Source organism: Psychrobacter sp. SCQQ22, assembly GCF_015864605.1.
GTDB lineage: Bacteria > Pseudomonadota > Gammaproteobacteria > Pseudomonadales > Moraxellaceae > Psychrobacter > Psychrobacter fozii.
This window is the reverse complement of the sequence record NZ_JADYWZ010000001.1, coordinates 639,233-662,717: the sequence shown is the minus strand read 5'-3', so window position 1 is coordinate 662,717 and position 23,485 is coordinate 639,233. Positions and strand designations below refer to the sequence as shown.

The 23,485-nt window shown below is 42.3% G+C and carries 20 protein-coding genes; 15 read left to right on the top strand and 5 right to left on the bottom strand.

Annotation, left to right across the window (positions count from 1 at the left end):
* Positions 1 to 27: 27 nt before the first annotated feature.
* From I6E84_RS02750 to I6E84_RS02735, 4 genes are all read left to right on the top strand, one after another.
* On the top strand, positions 28 to 1,185 hold the full coding sequence (locus I6E84_RS02750; protein ID WP_197215939.1) for a hypothetical protein: 1,158 nt from the start codon (positions 28 to 30) through the stop codon (positions 1,183 to 1,185).
* Positions 1,186 to 1,414: 229 nt separating this feature from the next.
* Entirely contained in the window at positions 1,415 to 1,969 is a 555-nt protein-coding gene (locus I6E84_RS02745; protein WP_227681270.1) for a hypothetical protein, read from the top strand.
* A gap of 283 nt (positions 1,970 to 2,252) precedes the next feature.
* Positions 2,253 to 3,038 carry an SDR family NAD(P)-dependent oxidoreductase gene (locus I6E84_RS02740; RefSeq protein WP_197215937.1) on the top strand — a complete coding sequence of 262 codons (786 nt, stop codon included), beginning with the start codon at positions 2,253 to 2,255 and terminating at the stop codon, positions 3,036 to 3,038.
* Positions 3,039 to 3,264: 226 nt separating this feature from the next.
* Positions 3,265 to 3,597 carry a hypothetical protein gene (locus I6E84_RS02735; protein ID WP_197215935.1) on the top strand — a complete coding sequence of 111 codons (333 nt, stop codon included), beginning with the start codon at positions 3,265 to 3,267 and terminating at the stop codon, positions 3,595 to 3,597.
* Positions 3,598 to 3,724: 127 nt separating this feature from the next.
* Here the strand turns inward: I6E84_RS02735 and I6E84_RS02730 are convergent, their stop codons facing one another.
* Together I6E84_RS02730 and hemH are read right to left on the bottom strand one after the other, a co-directional pair.
* The gene (locus tag I6E84_RS02730; RefSeq protein WP_197215933.1) at positions 3,725 to 4,540 is read right to left on the bottom strand and encodes a BPSS1780 family membrane protein; all 816 of its coding nucleotides are present in this window, start codon (positions 4,538 to 4,540) and stop codon (positions 3,725 to 3,727) included.
* Between the two features lie 237 nt (positions 4,541 to 4,777).
* Entirely contained in the window at positions 4,778 to 5,797 is a 1,020-nt protein-coding gene (hemH, locus tag I6E84_RS02725; RefSeq protein WP_197215931.1) for a ferrochelatase, read from the bottom strand.
* A gap of 408 nt (positions 5,798 to 6,205) precedes the next feature.
* Here hemH and metX point away from each other — a divergent pair, with 408 nt between their 5' ends.
* From metX to I6E84_RS02710, 3 genes are all read left to right on the top strand, one after another.
* Complete coding sequence (gene metX, locus I6E84_RS02720) at positions 6,206 to 7,570, top strand: homoserine O-acetyltransferase MetX (RefSeq protein WP_197215998.1); 1,365 nt, start codon at positions 6,206 to 6,208, stop codon at positions 7,568 to 7,570.
* On the top strand, positions 7,567 to 8,184 hold the full coding sequence (gene metW / locus I6E84_RS02715; protein ID WP_110921706.1) for a methionine biosynthesis protein MetW: 618 nt from the start codon (positions 7,567 to 7,569) through the stop codon (positions 8,182 to 8,184). Before metX ends, metW begins: the two co-directional genes overlap by 4 nt.
* Positions 8,185 to 8,524: 340 nt before the next feature.
* Entirely contained in the window at positions 8,525 to 9,106 is a 582-nt protein-coding gene (locus I6E84_RS02710; protein WP_197215929.1) for a tetratricopeptide repeat protein, read from the top strand.
* Between the two features lie 87 nt (positions 9,107 to 9,193).
* On the opposite strand, the gene I6E84_RS02705 is transcribed toward I6E84_RS02710, so the two are convergent.
* On the bottom strand, positions 9,194 to 9,538 hold the full coding sequence (locus tag I6E84_RS02705; RefSeq protein ID WP_197215927.1) for a metalloregulator ArsR/SmtB family transcription factor: 345 nt from the start codon (positions 9,536 to 9,538) through the stop codon (positions 9,194 to 9,196).
* Between the two features lie 222 nt (positions 9,539 to 9,760).
* On the opposite strand from I6E84_RS02705, the gene I6E84_RS02700 reads away from it, so the two are divergent.
* The 3 genes from I6E84_RS02700 to I6E84_RS02690 all read left to right on the top strand — a co-directional run bounded on the left by I6E84_RS02700 (position 9,761) and on the right by I6E84_RS02690 (position 12,536).
* The gene (locus I6E84_RS02700; RefSeq protein ID WP_197215925.1) at positions 9,761 to 10,741 is read left to right on the top strand and encodes an acyl-CoA desaturase; all 981 of its coding nucleotides are present in this window, start codon (positions 9,761 to 9,763) and stop codon (positions 10,739 to 10,741) included.
* A complete protein-coding gene (locus tag I6E84_RS02695) occupies positions 10,738 to 11,115 on the top strand; it encodes a hypothetical protein (RefSeq protein ID WP_197215923.1) in 378 nt (125 codons plus the stop codon). The genes I6E84_RS02700 and I6E84_RS02695 overlap by 4 nt, the downstream gene beginning before the upstream one ends.
* 422 nt (positions 11,116 to 11,537) lie before the next feature.
* Positions 11,538 to 12,536: a rhodanese-related sulfurtransferase gene (locus I6E84_RS02690; RefSeq protein WP_320158619.1), complete on the top strand. Its 999-nt coding sequence runs from the start codon at positions 11,538 to 11,540 to the stop codon at positions 12,534 to 12,536.
* A 208-nt stretch (positions 12,537 to 12,744) separates the two neighbouring features.
* Here the strand turns inward: I6E84_RS02690 and serA are convergent, their stop codons facing one another.
* Positions 12,745 to 13,971, bottom strand: coding sequence for a phosphoglycerate dehydrogenase (gene serA / locus I6E84_RS02685; RefSeq protein WP_197215919.1), 1,227 nt, complete (start codon positions 13,969 to 13,971; stop codon positions 12,745 to 12,747).
* Positions 13,972 to 14,381: 410 nt separating this feature from the next.
* Here serA and I6E84_RS02680 point away from each other — a divergent pair, with 410 nt between their 5' ends.
* Positions 14,382 to 15,824, top strand: a complete 1,443-nt coding sequence (locus tag I6E84_RS02680; RefSeq protein ID WP_197215917.1) for an FAD-binding oxidoreductase — start codon at positions 14,382 to 14,384, stop codon at positions 15,822 to 15,824.
* Between the two features lie 113 nt (positions 15,825 to 15,937).
* Here the strand turns inward: I6E84_RS02680 and I6E84_RS02675 are convergent, their stop codons facing one another.
* Positions 15,938 to 16,567: a BLUF domain-containing protein gene (locus I6E84_RS02675; protein WP_197215914.1), complete on the bottom strand. Its 630-nt coding sequence runs from the start codon at positions 16,565 to 16,567 to the stop codon at positions 15,938 to 15,940.
* Between the two features lie 628 nt (positions 16,568 to 17,195).
* On the opposite strand from I6E84_RS02675, the gene I6E84_RS02670 reads away from it, so the two are divergent.
* The 4 genes from I6E84_RS02670 (at position 17,196) to lspA (ending at position 23,435) form a co-directional block, all read left to right on the top strand.
* Positions 17,196 to 18,833 (top strand): carbon-nitrogen hydrolase family protein, encoded by a 1,638-nt coding sequence (locus tag I6E84_RS02670; protein WP_110921712.1) that lies wholly within the window; start codon positions 17,196 to 17,198, stop codon positions 18,831 to 18,833.
* A 120-nt stretch (positions 18,834 to 18,953) separates the two neighbouring features.
* Entirely contained in the window at positions 18,954 to 19,505 is a 552-nt protein-coding gene (locus tag I6E84_RS02665; protein ID WP_197099866.1) for a protein disulfide oxidoreductase, read from the top strand.
* 455 nt (positions 19,506 to 19,960) lie between these two features.
* Positions 19,961 to 22,816 (top strand): isoleucine--tRNA ligase, encoded by a 2,856-nt coding sequence (gene ileS, locus I6E84_RS02660; protein WP_197215912.1) that lies wholly within the window; start codon positions 19,961 to 19,963, stop codon positions 22,814 to 22,816.
* Positions 22,809 to 23,435, top strand: a complete 627-nt coding sequence (gene lspA, locus I6E84_RS02655) for a signal peptidase II (protein WP_197215910.1) — start codon at positions 22,809 to 22,811, stop codon at positions 23,433 to 23,435. Before ileS ends, lspA begins: the two co-directional genes overlap by 8 nt.
* The last annotated feature ends 50 nt before the right edge of the window (positions 23,436 to 23,485 follow it).

Sequence of the window (23,485 nt, the reverse complement as noted above, 5' to 3'; positions counted from 1 at the left end):
CAGAGACCAAAACAATTGAAACCCTTCATGACGACATCAGCAAACTTTAACACCTGTACCGTTTATATAATTGCCAGTTTAGGTTTATGCACGCCAGTATGGGCAGATGCTACGCCCATTACAGATTCAGAATTGCTAGAATCTGTAAATACAGAAACGGCTTCGTCATCTAATGATAACGATCCCAATCGCGATGAAATTCTTGATCAACTTGGCTATCAACCTACTGAAGAACTTGTCGAGCAACCTTTCCCATCAGTACAAGAAGAGCAAGGCTGGACAGATGAACGCCGTGAAGATGTTCAAGACCAATTGCATGAATGGGCACATAAAATGGACGGCTGGTTTGGAGAACCCGATCCCAAAAAGCCTGCCAAAGCCAGCTTACGAGTCGTGCTAGATACACGTTGGGCCAATGATCCCAAAACAGGTAGTGATGTCACCGTTGAGCCGAGGATTCGTGGTCGCTTACGCTTGCCTGTGTTAGAGAGACAACTAAGTCTGATTATTGGTGATGAAGAGCTGGATGAAGATACTTTTTTAAAACAAAGCACGACAGGCAATACTTATCAAGCAACCTCCAACAATCAAGACAGACTTATTAATACTAAAAAAACGCGAGAAGACAACGCCTCTATTGCCCTACGTTGGACACGTTTTAATGACGAGCTCGAAGATCAATTAGGTGTGAACACAGATGTCGATATCGGGATTCGTTCACTGGACGATCCTTATCTAAAAGTAAGTATCGATAAAGACTGGTATAAAAGCAAAAAACTAGAAGTGACTAGTGATAGTTTTTATCGCTATGGACTTGATAGTGAGCACTATGTCAAAGGTGGATTAAATCTACAATATGGCGCAGATACCAAGCGATTTATCAATAATAACACCACTGTTCGTTATCGTAATCAAGACGAAGAAGAGCGCAAAGACTGGGATAACGACCTGAGACAGGTGCATTATTTAGGTAATGAGAAACAGCTAGCCTACGGACTCTCTGCCAGTGGTTATTTTGAAAGTGATAAGTCAACTTTAAACAGTTATGGTCCTGCCATTAGTTATCGCCAACCCATTTGGCGCGAATGGCTATATATGCAGACAGAGCTAAATTACTATAATGACAAAACAGAAGATAAAGACCATTACCCTTCTGCCTTGCTACGTATGGAAGCTTTGTTCTAACCCTACTACCAGTCAAGTTTTCTGAACCAAAATCAATAGCAACCATTGATAGTTATATTTACATTAAAGAGTATTAGGCTGCCTACATTAACAATGAATTATGACCGATTAGTTATATTAATTAACAACATGAGGTTGGATTTGGCGTTATAGTAGCGGCCTATTGAGTTATATATAGCCAAATAATTTTCATTCTGAAGTGAGCCCTTGGGCTCACTTTTTGTATTTTATGAATCAGGAGACCACCATTATCACTGAAAATAGTATTATCGAAATTGGTGAAGCCATTATCTTAACCTTATGTTTGCTACGCTGCTTACAATATTCAGTGCAAAGCCGCGTCCTACAGGGTCGCCACTTTTGGCTTGCCTCCGTTTTAGTTTTCTTCAGTGTTATTCGCAGAGAGCTGAGTTATTTGTCTGATTTATTGGTACCAGAAGACTTTGTGCTGCTCGGCCATTCTTACGACTGGTGGGAAGACAGGGTATTACTGGTCATCATTGTGGCTACGCTTATATTGCTAGTTCGTGCGCGCCATTATTTTTGGAGCGTTCTGAAAAATGTCCCAAAATCGTTATATCTGGGTGTTGCTGTCTTAGCAGTACTGCAATATATGGGTGAAAATGCGATTATGTTCCCACATGAGTTTGGCGAGGTCGTCGAAGAGCTGTCAGAGAATATTATCTATATAATTGCGCTGATTTACTTATTACAATTCAAATTATCGACGTTTGACAACCTACCAAGCAATCAGCAAAAATTCACTGTGCTAAATCGACAATAACGGCAGATAATGCCGATTAATTTGTGATGCAATTAAATTCTATTAGAGGTCATCACGATATAGTTCTCATCATATAAGTATTGTCATGTAAGTATTGCCATATGTCCATCGCAAAGTATCAAATCAGTACAGCTGTAATGTTTGAGCCATAGTTTGCTATACTGAAATGCAAACACCAAAAACAATGACAATTGTGGCCATCATGTTAGTGTTGTCGCTCAATATTGACGTCTGGCATTAACCTTTAATTTACAGCATCTGAATAACTATTGAGTGAATGACTATGAACATATTGATTACAGGCGCATCACGAGGCATTGGTCTGGCAACGGCAAAAAAGCTGGCGGCAAAAGGTCATAATGTCGGGCTATTTGCTACTAACACTACTACGCTTGGACAGGCTATTACCGATAAAGCATTTAAAAAATCGCTCAAACAAAAGCGTGTGATAACGGGTCAGCTTGATGTTACTCAGCCTGACTCATGGGACAATGCTATTACTCAGATGATTGATAATTTTGGCAGTATCGATGCGTTGGTTAATAATGCTGGTGTACTGGTCACTGGCGCATTACCGACAACTAACCTAGATGACCAACTGGCTCTCATTGACGTCAACTGTAAAGGCGTACTCATTGGCTGTCATAAACTGGCACCTTATTTAGCCGATAATAAAAACGGCAAAATCATTAATGTATCGTCTGCGTCTGCTATTTATGGTCAGCCTGAAGTTGCGAATTACGCTGCCAGTAAGTTCTTTGTACGAGGTCTCACCGAAGGACTTAATATTGAGTATGAAAAGTTGGGCATCAAGGTTATCGACGTCATGCCGCTATGGGTCAAATCTGACATGACAGCGGACATCGAAGTAACCAGTATTGATCGCTTAGGCATCAACCTAGACGTCAATGATGTCGCAAAAACTCTATGTAAACTCACCACGAGTCCTAATCGCAAGCTTAGAAGCACGCATTACTCTGTCGGCCTTCCAGCTAAGTTGTTTCAGACACTAGCACAAGTGGCCCCTGACTCATTGATACGTTGGGTAAATACTAAAGTGGGTGCATAGTAGCGCATTAGGCTAGCAACACTACGCCCATTAAAGTATAAAAAATGGCTACCGAATTTCGGTGGCCTTTTTTCTTACTCTAGTATGTTCTCATCTTAAAAGTTGTGCCTTACATTTTTTGAACATCCTGTGACACCTTAATACTATCAGTGATACCCATAACGCGTCACACTGATCATGATAAATAAGACAAATCACAATGATCAATAATAATAAGGAAAGCATTATGGATAACATTAAAAGCCCATTACCAGAAGAAATGGATCACATAGAAGGTGATACCAGTATCAATGATAACAGCCAAGAAATTGATTTAGACAATCCGATGTTACATACCATTGATAATAACGATGTCATTGATAATAGTGCAGGGTTTGACAACTCACAAGTAGGCAGTGATGCGACGCAAGGACTAACCCCGATGCATCGCCAAAATATTGATGAGTCGCGTGTCGATGAGATCTTAGTCCAAGACAATCTTGATGATAGCGATTATCCAGATGCGATGGATATCGCTGATAGAGAAGCGGCTGAACGTAGCAACGATGATGATTTTTAGCAATTAATACGACTGTTGATACAGCACTTTGGTCAAAAAAAAGCACGCTTAATTATATTAAGCGTGCTTTTTTATCGATCATAAAATAGATTAGATTTTGCTAAAAACCATTTTTACTAAACATGACTTACGCCGCTGATAACGGCTGATCGGTCCACACATCACGATAACTGGTGTAATAAGTAATCATACCTATTGGGAGCAGTATTAGAATACCCAGTCCCAATGTAAAGATGACGGCTAATATCATAATTATGGGAGCAACTATCCAAAAAACCAAAAACGGTAGAATGTTTCTTAAACAGCCCTTAAAGCTCATTTTCATCGCTCGAACAGGTTCAATGTCGTGAAGTACAATTAAAGCAGGTGCAAACCAAATGGCCATTAATACAGGGAATAACAGTAAAAAAACCAATAAAGTCCCTATCGCCATGCCTACAATCGCAACATCACTTGACTCTTGAGCTAAGGATGCAAACATACTGCCGAATACGATCAGCATCGGTATCATCATGACAATCATAGCCACTAGATACAGTACAAATAAAACAATTAATGGCATAAGATGAGTATTGAAGGCCGAAAAGAGATGATCAAATTTTAACTCTCTGCCCGTAGCTTGGTCAGCACAGCCCTTTATGATTCCACCAACAAATACAAAAGATATGAAAGGGAAAATAAAGTTTATCACAGGGACACTACTACCAATGACAGCGATGATTAGGTAAGCAACACCAATCGCTAACCACAATAAGAATTGATCTTTAAATATTGCAAATGCCTTGGTAATCCAGTTTACACCCCATCCTGCTTGGCAAACTCGTGGTTCTGCTAATAACTGTGGCAACAAATTACCATATTCATCCATTGGCGGTAAGTTCGGTGGTTGGCCGTTAGGTTTTTGCAATGATATAGGGTTCAGTGAATCGTTCAAGCTAGACATGCTTATCCTCAAAAATAAAGTGGTACAAATATAAAATTAAGCAACTATGTAAAAATAGCAAACAGCACAAAACAAAAATCTGCTTGGCACATTGTTACATACCAGCAACAAAAAATCTCAACTTTATTCTATTGATAGAACACATACAAAAAAATACCGAACATTATGTCCGGTATTTTTTATGATTTATTCATTATAGCCATTATATCAATGACATCTAGCCGTCAAATTCAGTGACTAAGCCCAACCATCCAGTGTGCCTGCCCAACCTTTAACCAATGGTGCACTAAGCGCTTCAAGCAAATCAATATGCGCATCATCAAGGTTCAAGGCTGGAATATAGTGATATTCTTGTCCGCCCGCATGGAGAAAGTTTTCACGGTTCTCGATGGCCAGCTCTTCTAGTGTCTCTAAGCAATCCGCTGAAAATGCTGGACTAATCACTTGTACCGAGCGCACGCCAGACTTGCCCCAATCTTCCAATACGACATCAGTATACGGCTTGACCCACTCTTGCTTACCGAAGCGCGACTGGAAACTGATAATCCATTCATCTTCTGTTAGACCAAGCGCGTGAGCAACTTGTGCTGCGGTACATTTACAACGCTTGGGATACGGATCACCCTTGTCAGCATAGGGCTGCGGAATACCATGAAAGCTAAACATCAGCTTTTCAGGCTTGCCATGTATAGCTTGAAAGCGACGAATCGAATCTGCCAATGCTTGGATATAAAGTGGATGCGCGAAGTAATCTTTGACTATCGTATAGTTTGGCAAATTACGTTGCTTCAGTGTCCATTTCGTCAATGCATCATAAACCGCGCCGCCCGAAGAGGCTGAGTATTGCGGAAATAATGGCAAAATAACAAAATGATCAACACCCTCACTGCGTAGATTATCCATCACGTCAGGCAAACCAGGATTGCCATAACTCATCGCAGGATGCACAGACACGCGAAATGGTGCAGCAGTATCTGCTAGCCGTGGCTCTAACATCTCAACTTGGCTTTTTAATATCTTACGAATCGGCGAGTCGCCTTCCCAGATACTGGCGTATGCTTTTGCCACACGTTTAGGGCGGCTGGGTAATACAAACAAGTTGAGAATAATCGCCCATAAAAATTTAGGAATCTCAATCACACGTGGGTCTGACAAAAACTGTTTTAGGTAACGACGTACAGCAGGTGCTGTTGGCTCATCTGGTGTACCTAGGTTCACTAATAGGACGGCAATACGTGGTGGCAGTTTAGGTTTCATAGCAGCACTATTTTATTAGGTTAATTAAAAAGACATCAGGTAAAAGATTATTAAGTCATTATTAAATAAATGCCTTATTAGTGTAGCATTTTATCCATTAATAACGCAGGGTAAAAGCGCACTTATACAATTTGATACTCAGTTGCTATTTGTTTATTATCTACCCATTATGCATCTGCTATAACAACCAAGCACGAAAGACCTAGATCGAAGGTTGTACTCATATGCGCATCGCCATACAATAGGCAGGCGCATTATAAACACAGTGTAGGTAAGACGGTATCGGCACAATAGTCTGTCGATGTGTTGCCATTTTTATTTTATTGATGATTGTTGTCTTGCGAGGTAGCTTTGAACGCACGCCCTGATAATACCAGTGACCAGTTCCCCACAGATACGTCCGATTCAATTGACTCAACCAGTGCAGCTGGCACGGTAGGCTCAGTCGGAATCGTCACGCCCCAGATTTTTCATTTCGCTGAGCCATTGACCTTAGAGTGTAATCGCACCTTGCCCTCATTCGATTTAATAATCGAGACTTACGGCACGCTCAATAGCGATAAATCAAACGCCATACTTATCTGCCATGCCTTATCTGGTAGCCATCATGCGGCAGGACTCCATAGTGCCGATGATAAAAAGGCGGGCTGGTGGGACAATATGATTGGCCCTAATAAAGCCATCGATACCAATCGATTTTATGTGGTCTGCGTGAATAACATTGGCAGTTGTTTTGGCTCGACAGGTCCCACGACGCTTAACCCAGAAAGTGTAAGCCCAGACGACGAAAGCAATAGCACTGAACCGCCAGTTTATGGCCCTGACTTTCCACTCGTTACGATTAAAGACTGGGTGAAAACGCAAGCCATGCTCTCAGATCGTCTCGGCATTGACGTATGGCACGCCATCGTTGGCGGATCCATGGGCGGCATGCAAGCACTACAGTGGTCGGTTGATTATCCAAATAGACTCAAGCGCTGTGTGGTGATTGCTAGTACACCAAAGCTCTCTGCACAGAATATCGCCTTTAATGAAGTGGCGCGTCAGTCTATATTGTCTGACCCTGACTTCAAAGATGGTCGCTACTTACAAGCAGGCACCTACCCTCGTCGCGGGCTGATATTGGCGCGCATGGTTGGTCATATTACTTATTTGACCGATGATGCAATGAAGGCAAAATTTGGTCGTGATCTAAAATCCGGCAAGTTTATGTATGGCTACGATGTCGAGTTCCAAGTCGAAAGCTATCTACGCTATCAAGGCGAACGCTTTAGCGAAAATTTCGATGCCAATACTTATCTGCTGATGACCAAAGCTTTAGATTATTTTGATCCGACTCGTGACTATCCATCAGCCGTAGCACAAGACCATACAGGGTCAGCAGCGCACATTGGAGACTCAATCGCGGCTTCCGTCGAATCTAGTAAGAACAGTACGCAAGTTGAGCTAGAAGATGCAGTAGCGACGATTGAAGATATTGAATCTGATCGTCAGCAAGAGCTGTCTGCACTCAAAGCGGCCTTTGCTCATACTCAATGCCAGTACCTAGTGGTCTCATTTACCACTGATTGGCGCTTTGCACCGGAGCGCTCACAAGAGATTGTCGATGCACTGATGGCCACTGGCAAACCCGTCAACTATATCAATGTTGATGCGCCGCATGGCCATGATTCTTTCTTATTTGATATTCCACGTTATATGGGCGCGGTCAGAGGATTTTTGACTGCACCATTTATTTCTGGCAAAAGTACCGCCACAGGAGACTGCTCATGAGAATGGATCATCAACTGGCTGAGCGTTGGATTGCCCCGCATTCGCATGTGTTAGATTTAGGCTGTGGTAATGGCGAACTACTCGCTCATCTACAACAAAATCGCGGCGTGACTGGCTACGGACTTGAGATTGACGAAGAAAAAATCAACGATGGCATCGCAAAAGGCTTGTCTATTATCGAGCAAGACCTCAATGATGGTCTAGCGCGCTTCGCTGATAACAGTTTTGACACCGTCGTCATGGCCCGTGCGCTGCAAGCAGTGAAATCGCCTGATGTGCTATTGCTTGATATGCTACGTGTGGCCCGCGAAGCCGTCATCACCTTCCCTAACTTTGCCCACTGGCAAAACCGCCTGCATCTAGGGCTGAAAGGCATGATGCCTGTATCAGAAGCCCTACCTTACGAGTGGTATAACACCCCAAACATTCATCTGTGTACGTTTAAAGATTTTGAGCAACTCTGTGCCAAGCATGACATTCATATCGTCAATCGCTTTGCCGTCAGTGATTCTGAAAAAGGCCATACGCCACTGATGAAAGCATTGATTCGACAAGCTCCCAACCTGTTAGCAGACGTCGCTATTTACAGAGTGACTAAACGTACATCAGATTAATATTATCAATGCAGATGCTTGCCTCTTAGCCTCAAAATATTGATATTTGAGTAACTGTATGATTTTGTTACAAACAATATTGGGTAAATTACCGTTAACTTAGGTAATTAGTATTTGAGTTTCGTAAACTTGGGTGTTAAGCTAGCAAAATAATGTTGGCCACGCCCTAATTCCGACCGTTTATCGTGTCAATTAAGGTTAACCAACCCTCAAACATTAAATATATTGCTAATAATTAGGTCAGTTAGTCTCGCTGGATGTCCCCTAATTGTTATCGCCGTCTAAATCTCTTTAGCGGTGCAACTCTTTTGCTTATTAACTGCCTAATTTTGGAGCTGCTATGAAATTATTAAAAGCTGTGTTGTTTACTGCATTGTTCTCTTGTGCAGGTCTTGCCAACGCTGAGTTAATATCAAACGTACCACTTGATACGTCACGTTTTGAGCTAATGCCAATCAGCGAGCTATCCAGTCGTGCTGCCCAAGGCAATGACCATGCTCAGTTCTATTTAGCCAAGCGCTTACAGAAAGGTGAAGGTGTTGCACAAAACACCCAACAAGCCATTCAGTGGTATACCAAAGCAGCTCAACAAGGCGTTGCTCCTGCTCAGTTGAATTTGGCTATCATGTATTTGCGTGGCGAAGGTGTACAGCCTAACCTACAACAAGCCCGTGGTTGGTTAGAAAAAGCCGCCATGCGTGGCGACAACCGTGCCAGCTATACGCTTGCATTGTTAGATGAAAAGCAAAAGAATTTGGTCGATGCTTATAAATGGTATGATTTGGCTGCCCGTGATGGCATGCTAGACGAAAAAGTACGCACCAAAGCTCGTGGTAAGATTGGTCAGTTGGCATTGAACTTATCAAGCTCAGACATCGCTAGCGCTCGTAGCCAAGCGGATACGTGGTTCCAGAGTAAGTAAATCTAGCAATATACAGTTTTAGTTTAAAAATAAAAATCCAGCCTTTGAGCTGGATTTTTTGTGTTTGGATAATCAACGCAGTTTTAACTATTGGTTACTGATTACATCTTTCTTCTCTTGAGCTATTCTTTTGCTTTCCTTCTTCAATGGACTACCGACTGGGCAAAAGCTTGCCGTAAAATTGACTAAAGTCGCGACCAAATTATCCTCTACGATAGAATAATGAACGTATTGACCACGCTTATCACTTTTTACTAACCCTGCATTTTCTAATACTTTTAAATGCTTTGAAAGCGCAGGTTTACTCATCTCAAATCTATCAGCAATCTCACCTGATGTCATATCTGTACTAGATAAATAACTTAAAATTTGACGCCGAGGCGTTGAGGATAATGCCTCAAACACTTTTGCAGAATCTTCTTTTTCAGCCATAATGCGCTCCGTTTTTGATCGCTATATTCTAATCATGATACTTTTGATTATTGTCATTCTAAGACACTCTATCTTACTGCTTAAATAAATTCTTGCATTTATCCTAAATAACATTAAACTATTTAACTAATGAGTTAAATAACTAATGAGTTAAATAACTAATTAACTCTTCATTACCTAGTTATTATCATACTTGAAAAATCATGACTAAGGAATAGTGCGATGATTGATATTAATAAGACAGTAGTAATAGAAGGCACACCTAGAATGGTTGAGAGCGGTTTAACCAATGCTGAAAAAGGCCGAATGGTTTGGTCACCGCTAAAATCAACTTGGTATCTATGCCATACATCAATCGCTATAGTTGCAGGGTTTCTGACTTTTTCATGGAGCGCGTTACTGGTTTTCGTCTTATTTACAGGTATTACCTTATGCTTAGGTCATTCATTAGGCATGCATCGACGTTTCATTCATAACAGCTATGAATGTCCATTGTGGATAGAATATTTATTCGTCCATTTTGGCGTTTTGGTCGGTATGGCAGGACCACTCGGCATGATGCATCAGCATGATTTACGAGATTGGGCACAGCGTCAGGCTAAGTGTCACGCTTATCTAAGACATGGCAATAGCTTGGCAAGAGATGGTTGGCAACAATTAAACTGTGATTTAGTCTTAGATAATCCTCCAAATTTCATACCTGAACCACGGGTCAAAAACAGCAAAGTCTATCTACTAATGGAAAAAACGTGGATGTGGCAACAACTGCCCTATGCGCTATTACTGTTTTACTTTGGTGGCATAGCATGGGTAGTTTGGGGGATATCCATGCGTATCTTTATATCGATAACTGGACATTGGTTAGTCGGTCATTTTGCCCATAACCAAGGTCATAGAGACTGGCATATCGAAGGTGCGGCTGTACAGGGTCATAATATCAAGTTTGCAGGGGTTCTCTCGATGGGTGAGTCTTGGCACAATAACCATCATGCCTACCCTGGCTCTGCACGTTTAGGACTATACAAAGGACAATCTGATCCAGGCTTTTGGGTATTGAAACTACTAGAGCATCTAAAGCTAGTTTGGGATATTAAATTACCAGAGGATTTAGCTTATCGAGCTGAGTTAGTACCTGTATTAACTATGGAAAAACAAGACTTTGTAAAGATTAAATCGCGATTAGATGTTTCGGAGAAATCATGATGGATATTATAAAAGCGGTTATCTACAGTTCTCTTGCCCCATCCATTGTCATAATGACTTTATTAATTTTTGGCTTAAATATCTACTCGTTACTATCAGTAGTTTTGATAGTTTTTTCTATAAGCTTTATAAGCTCAATATTAATCGGTATTCCTACTCATCTGGTTTTAAAAAAATTAAATATTAGAAATGGCTTTGCCTACATATTTATTGGCTTTATATCACCTGCACTTCTATTGTTTATAAGTACTTTCCCAGAAGTACGGTCGCCTCAACTTCTATTATCTATGAGTTTAATATTAGGCTGCGTTGGCGCATTTTGTGCTTACGTGTTTTGGTTGTGTGTAATGCCAAGTGAATATATTTTAGAGTAGAGTTGAATGAGATATATTTTAATAATGCTTTAGATAGAGAAATGAGCATTTTCCAGCCAGTTTTTGCGCATGGTGATGCCATTCCTTAAAAGTATTCAAAACTTCCCTAAAATTTGCTACACTACGCGCGCATTATTTAATTCCACAATTAGACTAGTGTTATAACCCATTTTGAACTGACAAAGTCTATTTCAAATGAATGCGATATAGGGAAACCGAGCGCAGATTGTACCCAGAGTACATCAAGCGAGGATGACACAATAGCGTGTTGATTTGAACCAGACTGTTAACCCAACGCACTAGGTTTACGACCTAGCCAGCAGGAGAAAAACATGAGTACCACTCAAAGTAGTAATACCCAAGATAGCACCTCTCACAGCCCTACTACAACTGATAACAAATCAGTGCCCGTTTACGATAGCGTGACCAATAATATCGTCGTTGCAGCACTCTATAAATTCACGCGCTTTAGTGATTTTGAGCAATATCGTGAGCCGATCTTAAATACCATGCTCGATAACGACGTCAAAGGCACTTTGTTAATTGCAAGCGAAGGCATCAACGGTACGATTTCTGGCACGCGCCAAGGTATCGATAATGTTCTTGAATATCTGCGTAGTATCGAAGCGATTGGTACATTTACTTTTAAAGAGTCGTATACCAATGAGCAGCCATTCTATCGCACCAAAGTAAAGCTCAAAAAAGAAATCGTTACCATGGGTGTTGAAAACATCGATCCTTTGCAATCAGTCGGCCGCTATGTAAAACCAAGCGATTGGAATGCGCTAATCTCTGATCCTGATGTCATTCTTATTGATACCCGTAACGATTATGAAGTGCAAATCGGTACCTTTAAAAATGCTGTCAATCCGAATACTGAGACCTTCCGTGAGTTCCCAGAATACGTGGCAAAAGAGATGGATCCAGCTAAGCATAAAAAAGTCGCTATGTTTTGCACAGGTGGTATTCGCTGCGAAAAATCCACTGCCTATATGCGTGAGCAAGGGTTTGAAGAGGTTTATCACTTAGAAGGCGGCATCCTAAAATATTTAGAGGAAGTACCTGCTAGCGACTCTATGTGGGAAGGTGACTGCTTTGTCTTTGACAACCGTGTATCGGTCAATCACAACTTAGAAAAAGGCAGCTACGAGCAATGTTTCGCATGCCGCATGCCCATTACTCAAGAAGAGATGCAAAGCAGTGCTTACATTAAAGGCGAGTCATGCCCGCATTGTATCGACAAAGCAACTGAAGAACAAAAGGCGCGCTTTCGTGAACGTGAACACCAAATGCAATTGGCCAAAAAACGTGGTGAAGCGCATATCGGTAGCGACGTGATAGATGTGATAGAGAAACGCAAAGCCGCTAAGGTTGAAGCACAACGTTTAGCTGATGCAGCAAATCAAGCCAAAAATAGATAAATAGTCTTACTTGGCTAAATAAAAAAGAGAGTGCTCAATTAAATGAGCACTCTCTTTTTTTATGACAAATTATCAGTGCTTATCGAAACAATCAACGCTGATATAGTTGCTCCAATTTAAAAGTGGTACAAAGCAACCGAGTGCAGATGTATATGCAATACTTCAAGCGAGGTTAACGCTGTGACTCTTTTAAATTGGGTTGACTATACTAGAATAAGATACGTACGCGGATCGTTTCTTCTACGTCTTTTAGCTGGTCTAAAGCAGCACTTGAGTCGTTATAATCCACATCCATCACCAGATAACCAACATCACCTTCCGTCATTAAGCTCTGCGCTAGAATGTTGATATGCGCTTCAGCGAACAGACGGTTGATTTGTGACAATACGCCCGGTACGTTTTTGTGGATATGCAGCAGACGATGCGAGTTTTCTTTGAACGGAACAGATACTTCTGGGAAGTTAACAGCTGTCGCCGTATCACCTTGATCAGAATATCGAACAAACTTATCCGCTACTTCTAATCCAATATTAGCCTGTGCTTCTTGCGTTGAGCCACCGATGTGCGGCGTCAAGATAACATTGTCAAACTTACGCAGTGGTGATTCGAACTCTTCGTCAGCAGATTTTGGCTCTTTCGGGAACACGTCAATCGCCGCGCCCAATACTTTACCAGACTCTAGCACAGCAGCGAGGTCATCAATCTCTACGCAAGTACCGCGTGCGGCATTGATGAAGTAGCTGCCTTCTTTCATTTGTGCGAACTGCTCAGCTTTCATCATATAGCGCGTGCTTGGTACATCAGGTACATGCAATGTCACGATGTCGGCAGTTGACAATAACTCTTCTAAGTTACTTACTTGCACGGCATTACCTAGTGGCAATTTGGTCACAGCATCATGATAAATGACTTTCATACCGAAGCTTTCTGCCAATACAGACAGCTGTGAGCCGATAGAGCCGTAACCAACGATACCGATGGTTTTACCACGTACTTCATGTGAGTTCGTCGCAGACTTGCCCCAGCCGCCACGATGTACGGTGGCGTTCTTTTCAGGGATACCACGATACAGCATAATAGCTTCGGCCAATACCAGTTCAGCCACCGAGCGGGTGTTTGAGTATGGCGCATTAAAGACAGGGATACCTAGGTCACGAGCTGCTTCCAAATCTACTTGGTTAGTACCGATACAGAAGCACCCAATACCGATTAGCTTGTGTGCATGCTCAAGCACTTCACGTGTCAATTGAGTACGCGAACGGATACCAATGAAGTGGGCATCTTTAATTTTTTCAATGAGCTCATCTTGATCTAAAGCTTGGCTGATATTTTCGATGTTATGATAGCCAGCGCCTTCCAATACTTTTAGAGCATTGGCATGTAGACCTTCAAGCAATAAAAACCGGATTTTGTCTTTTTGTAGTGATAACGCCATGTGGGAACTGTCCTATAATTGTCTTATAAAATTATCTGCGCGATAATCTATGATGGATGAAACGAAAACAGTCTAGATATCTTACACAAAATTCAACGCCGATGTTAGCAGATTAGATGAATTATTGATTATCTATCCTGAATTTTTTTTATGCTATAGTGAATTATATCCTTCAATGTTTATTAAATAGTTTCTTTACTATACTATTTACGCTTGTGCATGCACATGCCATCATATCGCTCTATAATCACCACAATCACCAACGCTTATTTAGCTAAACACACTTACCTAAAAGTGCGGCTGTCACAACAATGCGTAAGTCACTACAGTTATGATAAGTATGTTTATATCAATTTAGCGATATAATAATCCCCTTTATACATAGCGCTTGTTTATACCGAGATCTGACCATGACTTCTTTATCTAACCAAAGCACATCTGAAACCCATACCGCAGCTGTCCAAACTATTTTAAGCACTCTGATTGAGACTCATCAGTTTGATGCCAGCCAAATCAAAACCGATGCTGAGAGCTTAGAGCATTGGGGCAAAGACTGGACCAAGCATTTTGCGCCTGCTGCTGCCGCCATTGTTTTTCCGAAAACTACCGAGCAAGTGCAATCTATCGTCCTACTTGCCAATGAGCACAATGTCGTCCTAACACCAAGTGGTGGCCGTACTGGTCTATCAGCTGGTGCAGTCGCCGCTAATGGTGAGATTGTCGTCAGTATGGATAAGATGAACCGTATCGGACAGTTCTATCAGGCCGATCGAATAGTTGAAGTCGAAGCCGGTGTCATCACTCAGCAGTTGCAAGCATTCGCAGAGTCTAAAGACTTGTACTACCCTGTCGACTTTGCCTCAGCAGGCTCAAGTCAAATCGGTGGCAATATCGGCACGAATGCAGGTGGTATTAAAGTCATCCGTTATGGCATGACCCGTCAATGGATTATGGGACTGACTGTCGTCACGGGTAAAGGTGATATCTTGCACCTCAACCGCGGTATGGTGAAAAATGCCACGGGTTATGATCTGCGCCAATTGTTCATCGGTAGCGAAGGCACGCTAGGTTTAGTCACCCACGCGCAAATCAAGCTGGAGCGTCAGCCGCAAGACTTAAACGTCATGGTGCTGGGCATGGATAGCTTTAACGATGTCATGAATGTACTGGCAGCATTTCAAGCGAAGATTGATTTGACCGCGTTTGAGTTCTTTGATGATGTCGCGATTGACAAGCTAATGGCACACGGTCAAGTACAAGAGCCATTTGAATCACGTACCAAGTTTTATACGCTACTAGAGTTCGAAGCGCCTTATGAGCCAATTATGGACAAGGCCATGGCAATATTTGAGCATTGTATGGAGCAAGGTTGGGTCGTCGATGGCGTCATGAGTCAAAGCTTAGCCCAAGCTGAAGAGCTGTGGAAATTGCGTGAGTATATCTCTGAGACTATTTCAGTATTTACCCCTTATAAAAACGACGTGTCTGTCTTAATTAGTCATGTGCCTGAGTTTATCACTGAGATTGATCATATTGTCAGCAGTAACTATCCTGACTTTGAAGTGTGTTGGTTCGGTCATATCGGTGATGGCAACTTACATCTCAACATCTTAAAGCCTGAAAACATGAGCAAAGATGATTTCTTTGCAGAGTGTCAGATCGTCAATAAACACGTATTTGAGACGGTACAAAAATATGGCGGTTCGGTGTCTGCTGAGCACGGCGTGGGCATGACGAAAAAACCGTATCTGAGTTATAGCCGCAGTGAGACAGAGATTGATTATTTGCGAGAGGTCAAAAAAGTCTTTGATCCTAACAATATCATGAACCGCGGTAAGATTTTTGATATGTAATGAGCTGCTTACCCTCCTGCCTGAGTGAGTGCTGAACGTTTAACTTACACTCAATAAAAAAGACGCTAATCCATGAAGGTTAGCGTCTTTTTTTGGCTTATAAAAGCGATAATTTATAGATATAGTAGTATCAGTGCCACCACGAGCAATACGCTTAAAAACCCTTGAATAATCAAAAAGGCTTGATGCGGCGCGGCGATATGGCGAAACATATTACCCAGTGCATTATAGGTAATACCTGCGGCTTTCACATGCGGCGGACTGTCGAAGGTTTTTATGATATGCAGAAATTGCTCAGTACGATCAGGAGACCAACCATGCGGTGCAAATGGCAAATACGGTGACAATTGCGTGGCTTGATTTTTGGTCGCTGGTGACCATAACCAACGTTCCAAAAACAGCAAACGCATACGCCAGTCAGCAAAACTACGATGTTCTATGGTCTGCAAGAGCAGCACCTCAACATCTTTATGGCGGCTATCTGCAAAAATGCGTTGCTTTAGTGCATATACGTAAGCCTTCTCACCTTCGATGCATTGCAAAAAGTGGCCACTACCATAACATAGCGTACCTGTGATGCCATGCTGCTGATTATAGTCACGTGCATGGTTTTCTACTTCGTCAAATATAGAGGCGCTTAAGCGTGAGGCAATCGTCAGGCTACTGACATAAACTAATTGGACCAGCGTTGTGTCTTCTATTTCGTCCCACGTACTGACTATATCGGTATGACTTAAGGGCATAATAAAACAATCCTAAAAAACCGTTTAAATACGGCTAAACAAAACAAGCAAAAGAAAACGATGCCCGAATAAAAAGATACTGACTCACAAAAACGTAGCAAATAGTTACCACGTTAGACTGTCATTGCTGGTGTAGCTTGCTATGATAACGAGCGACATCAAGCTACTAAAAAAGACATTAGTCAAATCCATATGAGGTTTTCTTCATACGCTTTGCTTGAAAATAGTAATAAACGATAGTGAAGATAGTCACATACAAATTTTGCGACTTCCTATATTCATTTTCAAACAATCATTTTTAAGCGATATTACCTTTAAAAACCACTTTGGCGACGCTGAATTTAACAGGCAAAATAAGATAAAATACACTCATAACTTATTGTAAATACAATGATAAATTATTGTAACGGTAATGTTTTGCGATTGGAATGTTTTTATCACTTTTTTATATAAAAACTTGCCAACGTGACTGCTAAACTCGATTAAGATAATCCATATACAAGTAAGGCGAGTTAAAATATGACAAATAGCACACTCGGCCAGACTGACTACGTATCAGATTAATACAGAATTTACGCTGCCCTATTAGCTATGACTAATACCCATAAATATTCAAAACAGGAACATTATGAGCAAGATAGAAAAACTAGATGACCTTCACCTAACGATTGCTGAGATCAAGAAAAAAGATTATCCTCAATTAAAAGAATTGATGGACCGTGTTTATGTCAACTTAGGCGGCGCATGGTCAAAAACCACTATCCATACTTTGATTGATGCCTTTCCTGAAGGGCAGATTGCAATGTTTGATCATGATCAGCTGATCGGTATCGTTCTCTCTATGCGCGTGGACTATGCCAAGTTCTCTAACCCACATACTTATGACGATTTGATTGGTCAAAAAGAGATTATTAGAGACAACCCAGAAGGTGATGCAATCTATGGTCTAGATGCCTTGATTGATCCAGAATATCGTGGCTATCGCTTAGGACGTAGATTATATGATGCGCGCAAAGAGCTGTGTCGTCAGCTGAACTTCCGTGCGATTTTAGCCGGTGGTCGTATTCCTAACTATCATAATCATCAAGACCTCACCCCTGGCGACTATATCGATGCGGTTGCTGCTCGTGAAATCCATGACTCTGCGCTGTCATTCCAATTGTCAAACGGCTTTATTGTCAAACGTATCTTGACTGCTTATCTGCCAGATGATGCTCAGTCTAAAGGTTTTGCCACCCTGCTTGAGTGGGCCAATATTTATTATGAGCCAAAGGACTACAAGCCAAATACACGTAAATCTGAAGTACGTATCGGTGGTATCCAGTGGCAGATGCGCGAAGTAGAGTCACCAGAAGAGTTATTACAACAAGTTGAATTCTTCGTCGATATTATGGCTGATTACAACTCAGATTTTGCCTGCTTGCCAGAGTTTTTCAATGCGCCATTAATGGGATTATGCGAGTCAACAGATCAGAACATCGCCATTCGCTTTTTGGCAGAGTATACCGAGTGGTTCAAAAACGAGATATCGCATCTAGCGGTCAGCTACAACGTAAACGTCATCTGTGGTTCTATGCCGTTACTAGATGAAGACGATACCTTGTATAACGTCAGCTACCTGTGCCGCCGTGATGGTACGGTTGAAGAACAGCGCAAAATCCATATCACGCCACATGAGCGCAGCGCTTGGGTCATCGAAGGCGGTGATGAAGTTAAGGTGTTCGATACAGATGCTGGCCGCATTGGCATCTTGGTTTGTTATGATGTTGAATTCCCCGAACTTGCTCGTCTCTTAGCACTTGATGACATGGATATCTTGTTTGTGCCTTTTTGGACAGATACGAAAAACGGCTACTTACGTGTGCGTCATTGTGCCCAAGCACGCGCTATAGAAAACGAATGCTATGTGATGATTTGTGGTTCAGTTGGTAACTTACCGCAGGTAGAAAGTCTAGATATTCAGTATGCTCAATCATCTATTTTTTCACCATCAGATTTTGCATTCCCGCACGATGCGATCATGGCAGAAACTACAGCCAATACCGAAATGGTGTTTTTCTCTGATTTGAACCTAGACAAACTAACCCATGTGCGTAACGAAGGCTCGGTTCATAACCTGATTGACCGCCGTGATGACTTATTCAGTCTAAAATGGAAAAAGAAAGCCAAAATTCCAGCCAGCAAACTGACTGATGAAGAACGCCGTGAAAACTCAGGCAGCGTACTTATAGGCAACCCATTACAGGACCGCGCGCAAAAGCCTTAATCAAGTGGGTAGATAATCCATCTATTAACAATCATATAATCAAATTTGTGAATAATACGGCTGATATTTCAGCCGTTTATTTTATCTACTAAAAACATGTAGGATAGCCAAGTAGCCATTATGACGACTGATATTGATAATAAAGAGCACCCTCCTACAAAAACAACCAGACAAAAAGTAATGTCTGCATTTAAGACGGTGCTGTTATACGGTCTGATGTTTATTGTGATTTACACAGCGGTTAACTGGTGGCGACAACCTGTCATGCCAGCTAATCCACAGTTGCAATTGATGGACTATCAAGGGCAAGCGGTTGATTTAGCCGCGCTGAGTAATGAGCAGCCGACACTGGTATACTTTTGGGGTACGTGGTGTTCAGTCTGTAGCTTCACCTCTCCAACGATAAACAAGCTGGCCGCCGCAAATAACTATCCTGTCGTTACTATCGCTGTTCAATCAGGTTCTAACCAAGAGTTGCAAAGTTACCTGACTGAAAAAGACTTTAACTTTACAACGGTAAATGATCAAGAAGGTTATATCTTTGATGATTGGCAAGGACAAGTCACACCCTCCTATGTCATTCTAAAAGATGGTGAGATGACGCAAGGACTAACGGGGATTCAGCCGCTTTGGTCATTAAAGTTACGGCTGTGGTTATCATCTATTTTTTAGTGTTTAATTAATAAGTAAACAGTTCATGTAATCGTAACAAATAGATAATCAATATTCTAATACGTATGATTTAATAGAAGACATATGACTGATAGGCATGATTGATTTTTGCTAAAGTTAGAGTGAAATGGACCAGCTCTTTTTACCCTACCCTTTTTGTCATATAATAGCTGCCGATCCAAATATTTTTTCTCATTATTTTTACCAGCACATTTTATGTTGCAATCGTCTCATTACCATTTATTATTGACGTCACTATTTGCGGACTAATGAGCGACAATGGTTATTTATTGACATGATGGTTGATAAACCGACTATGATGAGCAATATACCTATTATTATATTAGCAATTAAGCAGTAATAACTCAGCATAAATCCCAGTATTATATTGAACATTGAGCCTTGTATCCGGTTTTGAACCGACACACAAACCTACCTTTAAAAAGATACCTTCTATGACTGATAAAAGTACCGACACACCAAGCCAAGATTACAAAGACACACTAAACCTCGCAGACACGCCTTTTGCGATGCGTGCAAACCTTGCCAAACGTGAGCCAGATTGGCTGGCAGCTTGGGAAGCAGATGACGTCTACGGTAAAATTCGTCAGGCACGTACTGGCGCAACCAAATATATTTTGCACGATGGCCCTCCATACGCTAATGGTCAGATTCACTTAGGTCATGCGGTTAATAAAGTGCTAAAAGACATTATCGTAAAGTCAAAAACCTTATCAGGCTTTGATGCGCCTTACGTACCCGGTTGGGACTGTCATGGTCTACCAATCGAACAAAAGGTCGAAGCCAAAGTCGGTAAAGTCGGCAAAAAAGTCTCAGCAACAGAATTCCGTGGTCTGTGCCGTGAGTACGCGAGCACCCAAATCGAGCTCCAAAAAACTGACTTCAAACGTTTGGGTATCTTTGGTGATTGGGACAATCCTTACCTGACCATGAACTTCCATCAAGAAGCCAATATCGTACGTGCGCTTGCCAAAATCTATGACAATGGTCACGTCACTCGCGGTATGAAACCCGTTAACTGGTGCTTGGACTGTAGCTCTGCGCTTGCAGAAGCAGAAGTCGAATACCAAGATAAAGTATCAGATGCCATTTACGTAAGCTTTGATGTACTCGATACTGACAAAGTGGCTGCATTGGCTAACTTAGACAATATTGCCGCCATCATTTGGACAACGACCCCTTGGACGTTGCCTGCTAACCAAGCTATCGCCGTCAGCCCTGACAGCGACTATAGTGTCGTCGCGACTGAAAAAGGCAACTTTTTATTGGCGACCGATCTGGTCGAAACGGCAGTAGCAGAACTTAAGTTAGAAAATAAAGGCATCTTAGCGACGGTATCAGGCAGTGATCTTGAAGGCCTACGTGCCCAGCATCCATTGATTGAAGACCGCCAAGTACCGCTTATCTTAGGTGATCACGTGACCACTGACAGTGGTACTGGTCTGGTGCATACTGCGCCTGGCCATGGTCTAGACGATTATATCGTCGGTCTTAAATATAATTTGCCAGTTGAAAATCCAGTGAGTGGTACTGGTGTTTATTTAGAAAGCGCAGCCGTATTTGCTGGCGAGCATATCTACAAAGCCAATCCACAAATCATCGCCGCCTTACAAGACAATGGTCACTTAATCAGCCACACCAAAATTGAACATAGCTATCCGCATTGCTGGCGTCATAAGTCACCGATTATCTTCCGTGCAACACCGCAATGGTTTATCAGCATGGAAGCCAAAGGCCTACGTGATCGTGCGCTTGCTGACATTCCTTCAGTCAACTGGACGCCAGCATGGGGTCAGAACCGCATCGAATCTATGATGAATGGTCGTCCAGATTGGTGTATCTCACGTCAGCGTACATGGGGCGTGCCAATTACTTTCTTTACTCACAAAGAAACAGGCGAGTTGCATCCAAACACGCTTGAGCTGATGGAAGTCGCGGCACAAAAAATCAATGAAGGTGGCGTTGAAGCTTGGTTTGATGCGAGCTGTGAAGATTTCTTAGGCGCAGAAGCGGCTGACTATGACAAAGCGACTGATACCTTGGACGTTTGGTTTGACTCAGGAACGACGCATTTTGCGGTACTTGATCAGCGTGATGAATTGACCAATCCAGCTGACATGTACTTAGAAGGCTCTGATCAACATCGTGGTTGGTTCCAGACGTCATTACTAACCTCAGAAGCCATGTACGAGCGTCCACCGTTCAAGCAAGTATTAACCCATGGTTTTGTGGTCGATGAAAACGGTCGCAAGATGAGTAAGTCACTCGGAAACATCATCACCCCGCAAGAAGAGATCAATAAAACAGGCGCTGATATGTTGCGTTTGTGGATTGCTTCTAGCGACTATCGTTATGAGATGAGCGCCGGTAAAACGGTATTTAAAGGTGCGATCGATATGTATCGCCGTATCCGTAATACCCTACGTTTCTTGCTTGCCAATACCGATGACTTTGATCCGGCGACCAACAGTGTTGATATCAATGAGCTAGTAAGCCTTGATAAATTCATCATCGAGCGTGCACAGACAGTACAAGCACAAATCATCAGCGCTTATGATGCGATGGACTTTCACCAAGTCACTCAACATATCACCGCGTTTTGCTCGCAAGATTTGGGTAGCTTCTACTTAGACATTATTAAAGACCGTCAATATACGACACAGACTGATGGTCAGCCGCGCCGCTCTGCGCAAACGGCTATCTACCATATCGTTCAAGCGCTTATTCGCTGGATTACGCCAATCTTGTCATTTACTGCCCAAGAAGCGTGGGAAGTGTTGGAAGGTAAAAATGGAAATGAAGCTGGCTATGTGTTTACCGAAGGCTGGTACGAGTTCCCAGCTCTTGAGCTAAGTGCTATTAGCAATGATGACTGGCAACGTATCATGCGCGCTAAAGATATGGTGAATAAAAACATCGAAACCGCACGTGGTGAGAAAATCATCAATGCCAACCTATCAGCTGATGTGAACTTATATGCTGATGGTGCGATGCATGAAAGCTTAGCCAAGCTTGGTGAAGAGCTGCGCTTTGTACTCATTACCAGTAGTGCCACCTTAAAACCAATGAGCGATGCACCTGCTGGAAAAGTAAATGCAGAAAGTCAAACCGAGGGCAGTGCAGAAGAAGCTACAGATTTGGTGGTAGATATTAGTGCCGCTGCTGGTACCAAATGCGTACGCTGTTGGCATATCCGTGATGACATCGGCACAGATAGCGCACACCCTGAGTTATGCGCACGCTGTGTGACTAACGTCAGCGGTGATGGCGAGGTGCGTCATTATGCCTAACTCAACAGACCCATTAGAGCAAAAGCAGGTGCATACTCAGAGCGATGGCTCACCTGAGCCTGCTCATGCGACGATAGGGAATTCATCAACGCCGAAAGGTCGCCTAACGAAAACACCAAAAGTTCTCGCTAATGGCAGTCGCGCCTTTACGTGGTATTTACTGTCATTGGTCGTGGTTATCATCGATCAGTGGACGAAATGGTTAGCTGAAACCAAGCTGACTTTTCATGAGCCAGTGCCTGTAATTGAGCCGTTCCTTAATTGGACATTGGCATATAACTATGGCGCTGCTTTTAGCTTTTTGGCCGATGCTGGTGGTTGGCAAAAGTGGTTTTTTTCAGGCTTAGCATTGGTAACGTCACTATTTTTAATCGTGTATCTGATTAAGGCTCCGCGCAAAGCCACGCTATTATCATTAGGGCTGGCATTGGTGCTTGGCGGTGCCGTTGGCAACCTCATTGACCGACTGCTACATGGTCATGTCATTGACTTTATACATGTGCATAATGCCGATGTCTGGCATTACCCTATCTTCAATATCGCAGATATGGGTATCAGTATTGGCGTGGCGATGATTGTCATTGATATGCTGTTCTTGGAAAAGAAGCGTACTAGCTAATATCTACTCATATTTAGCAGCCTAAACAAAACCCCCATCATAGGATCTAT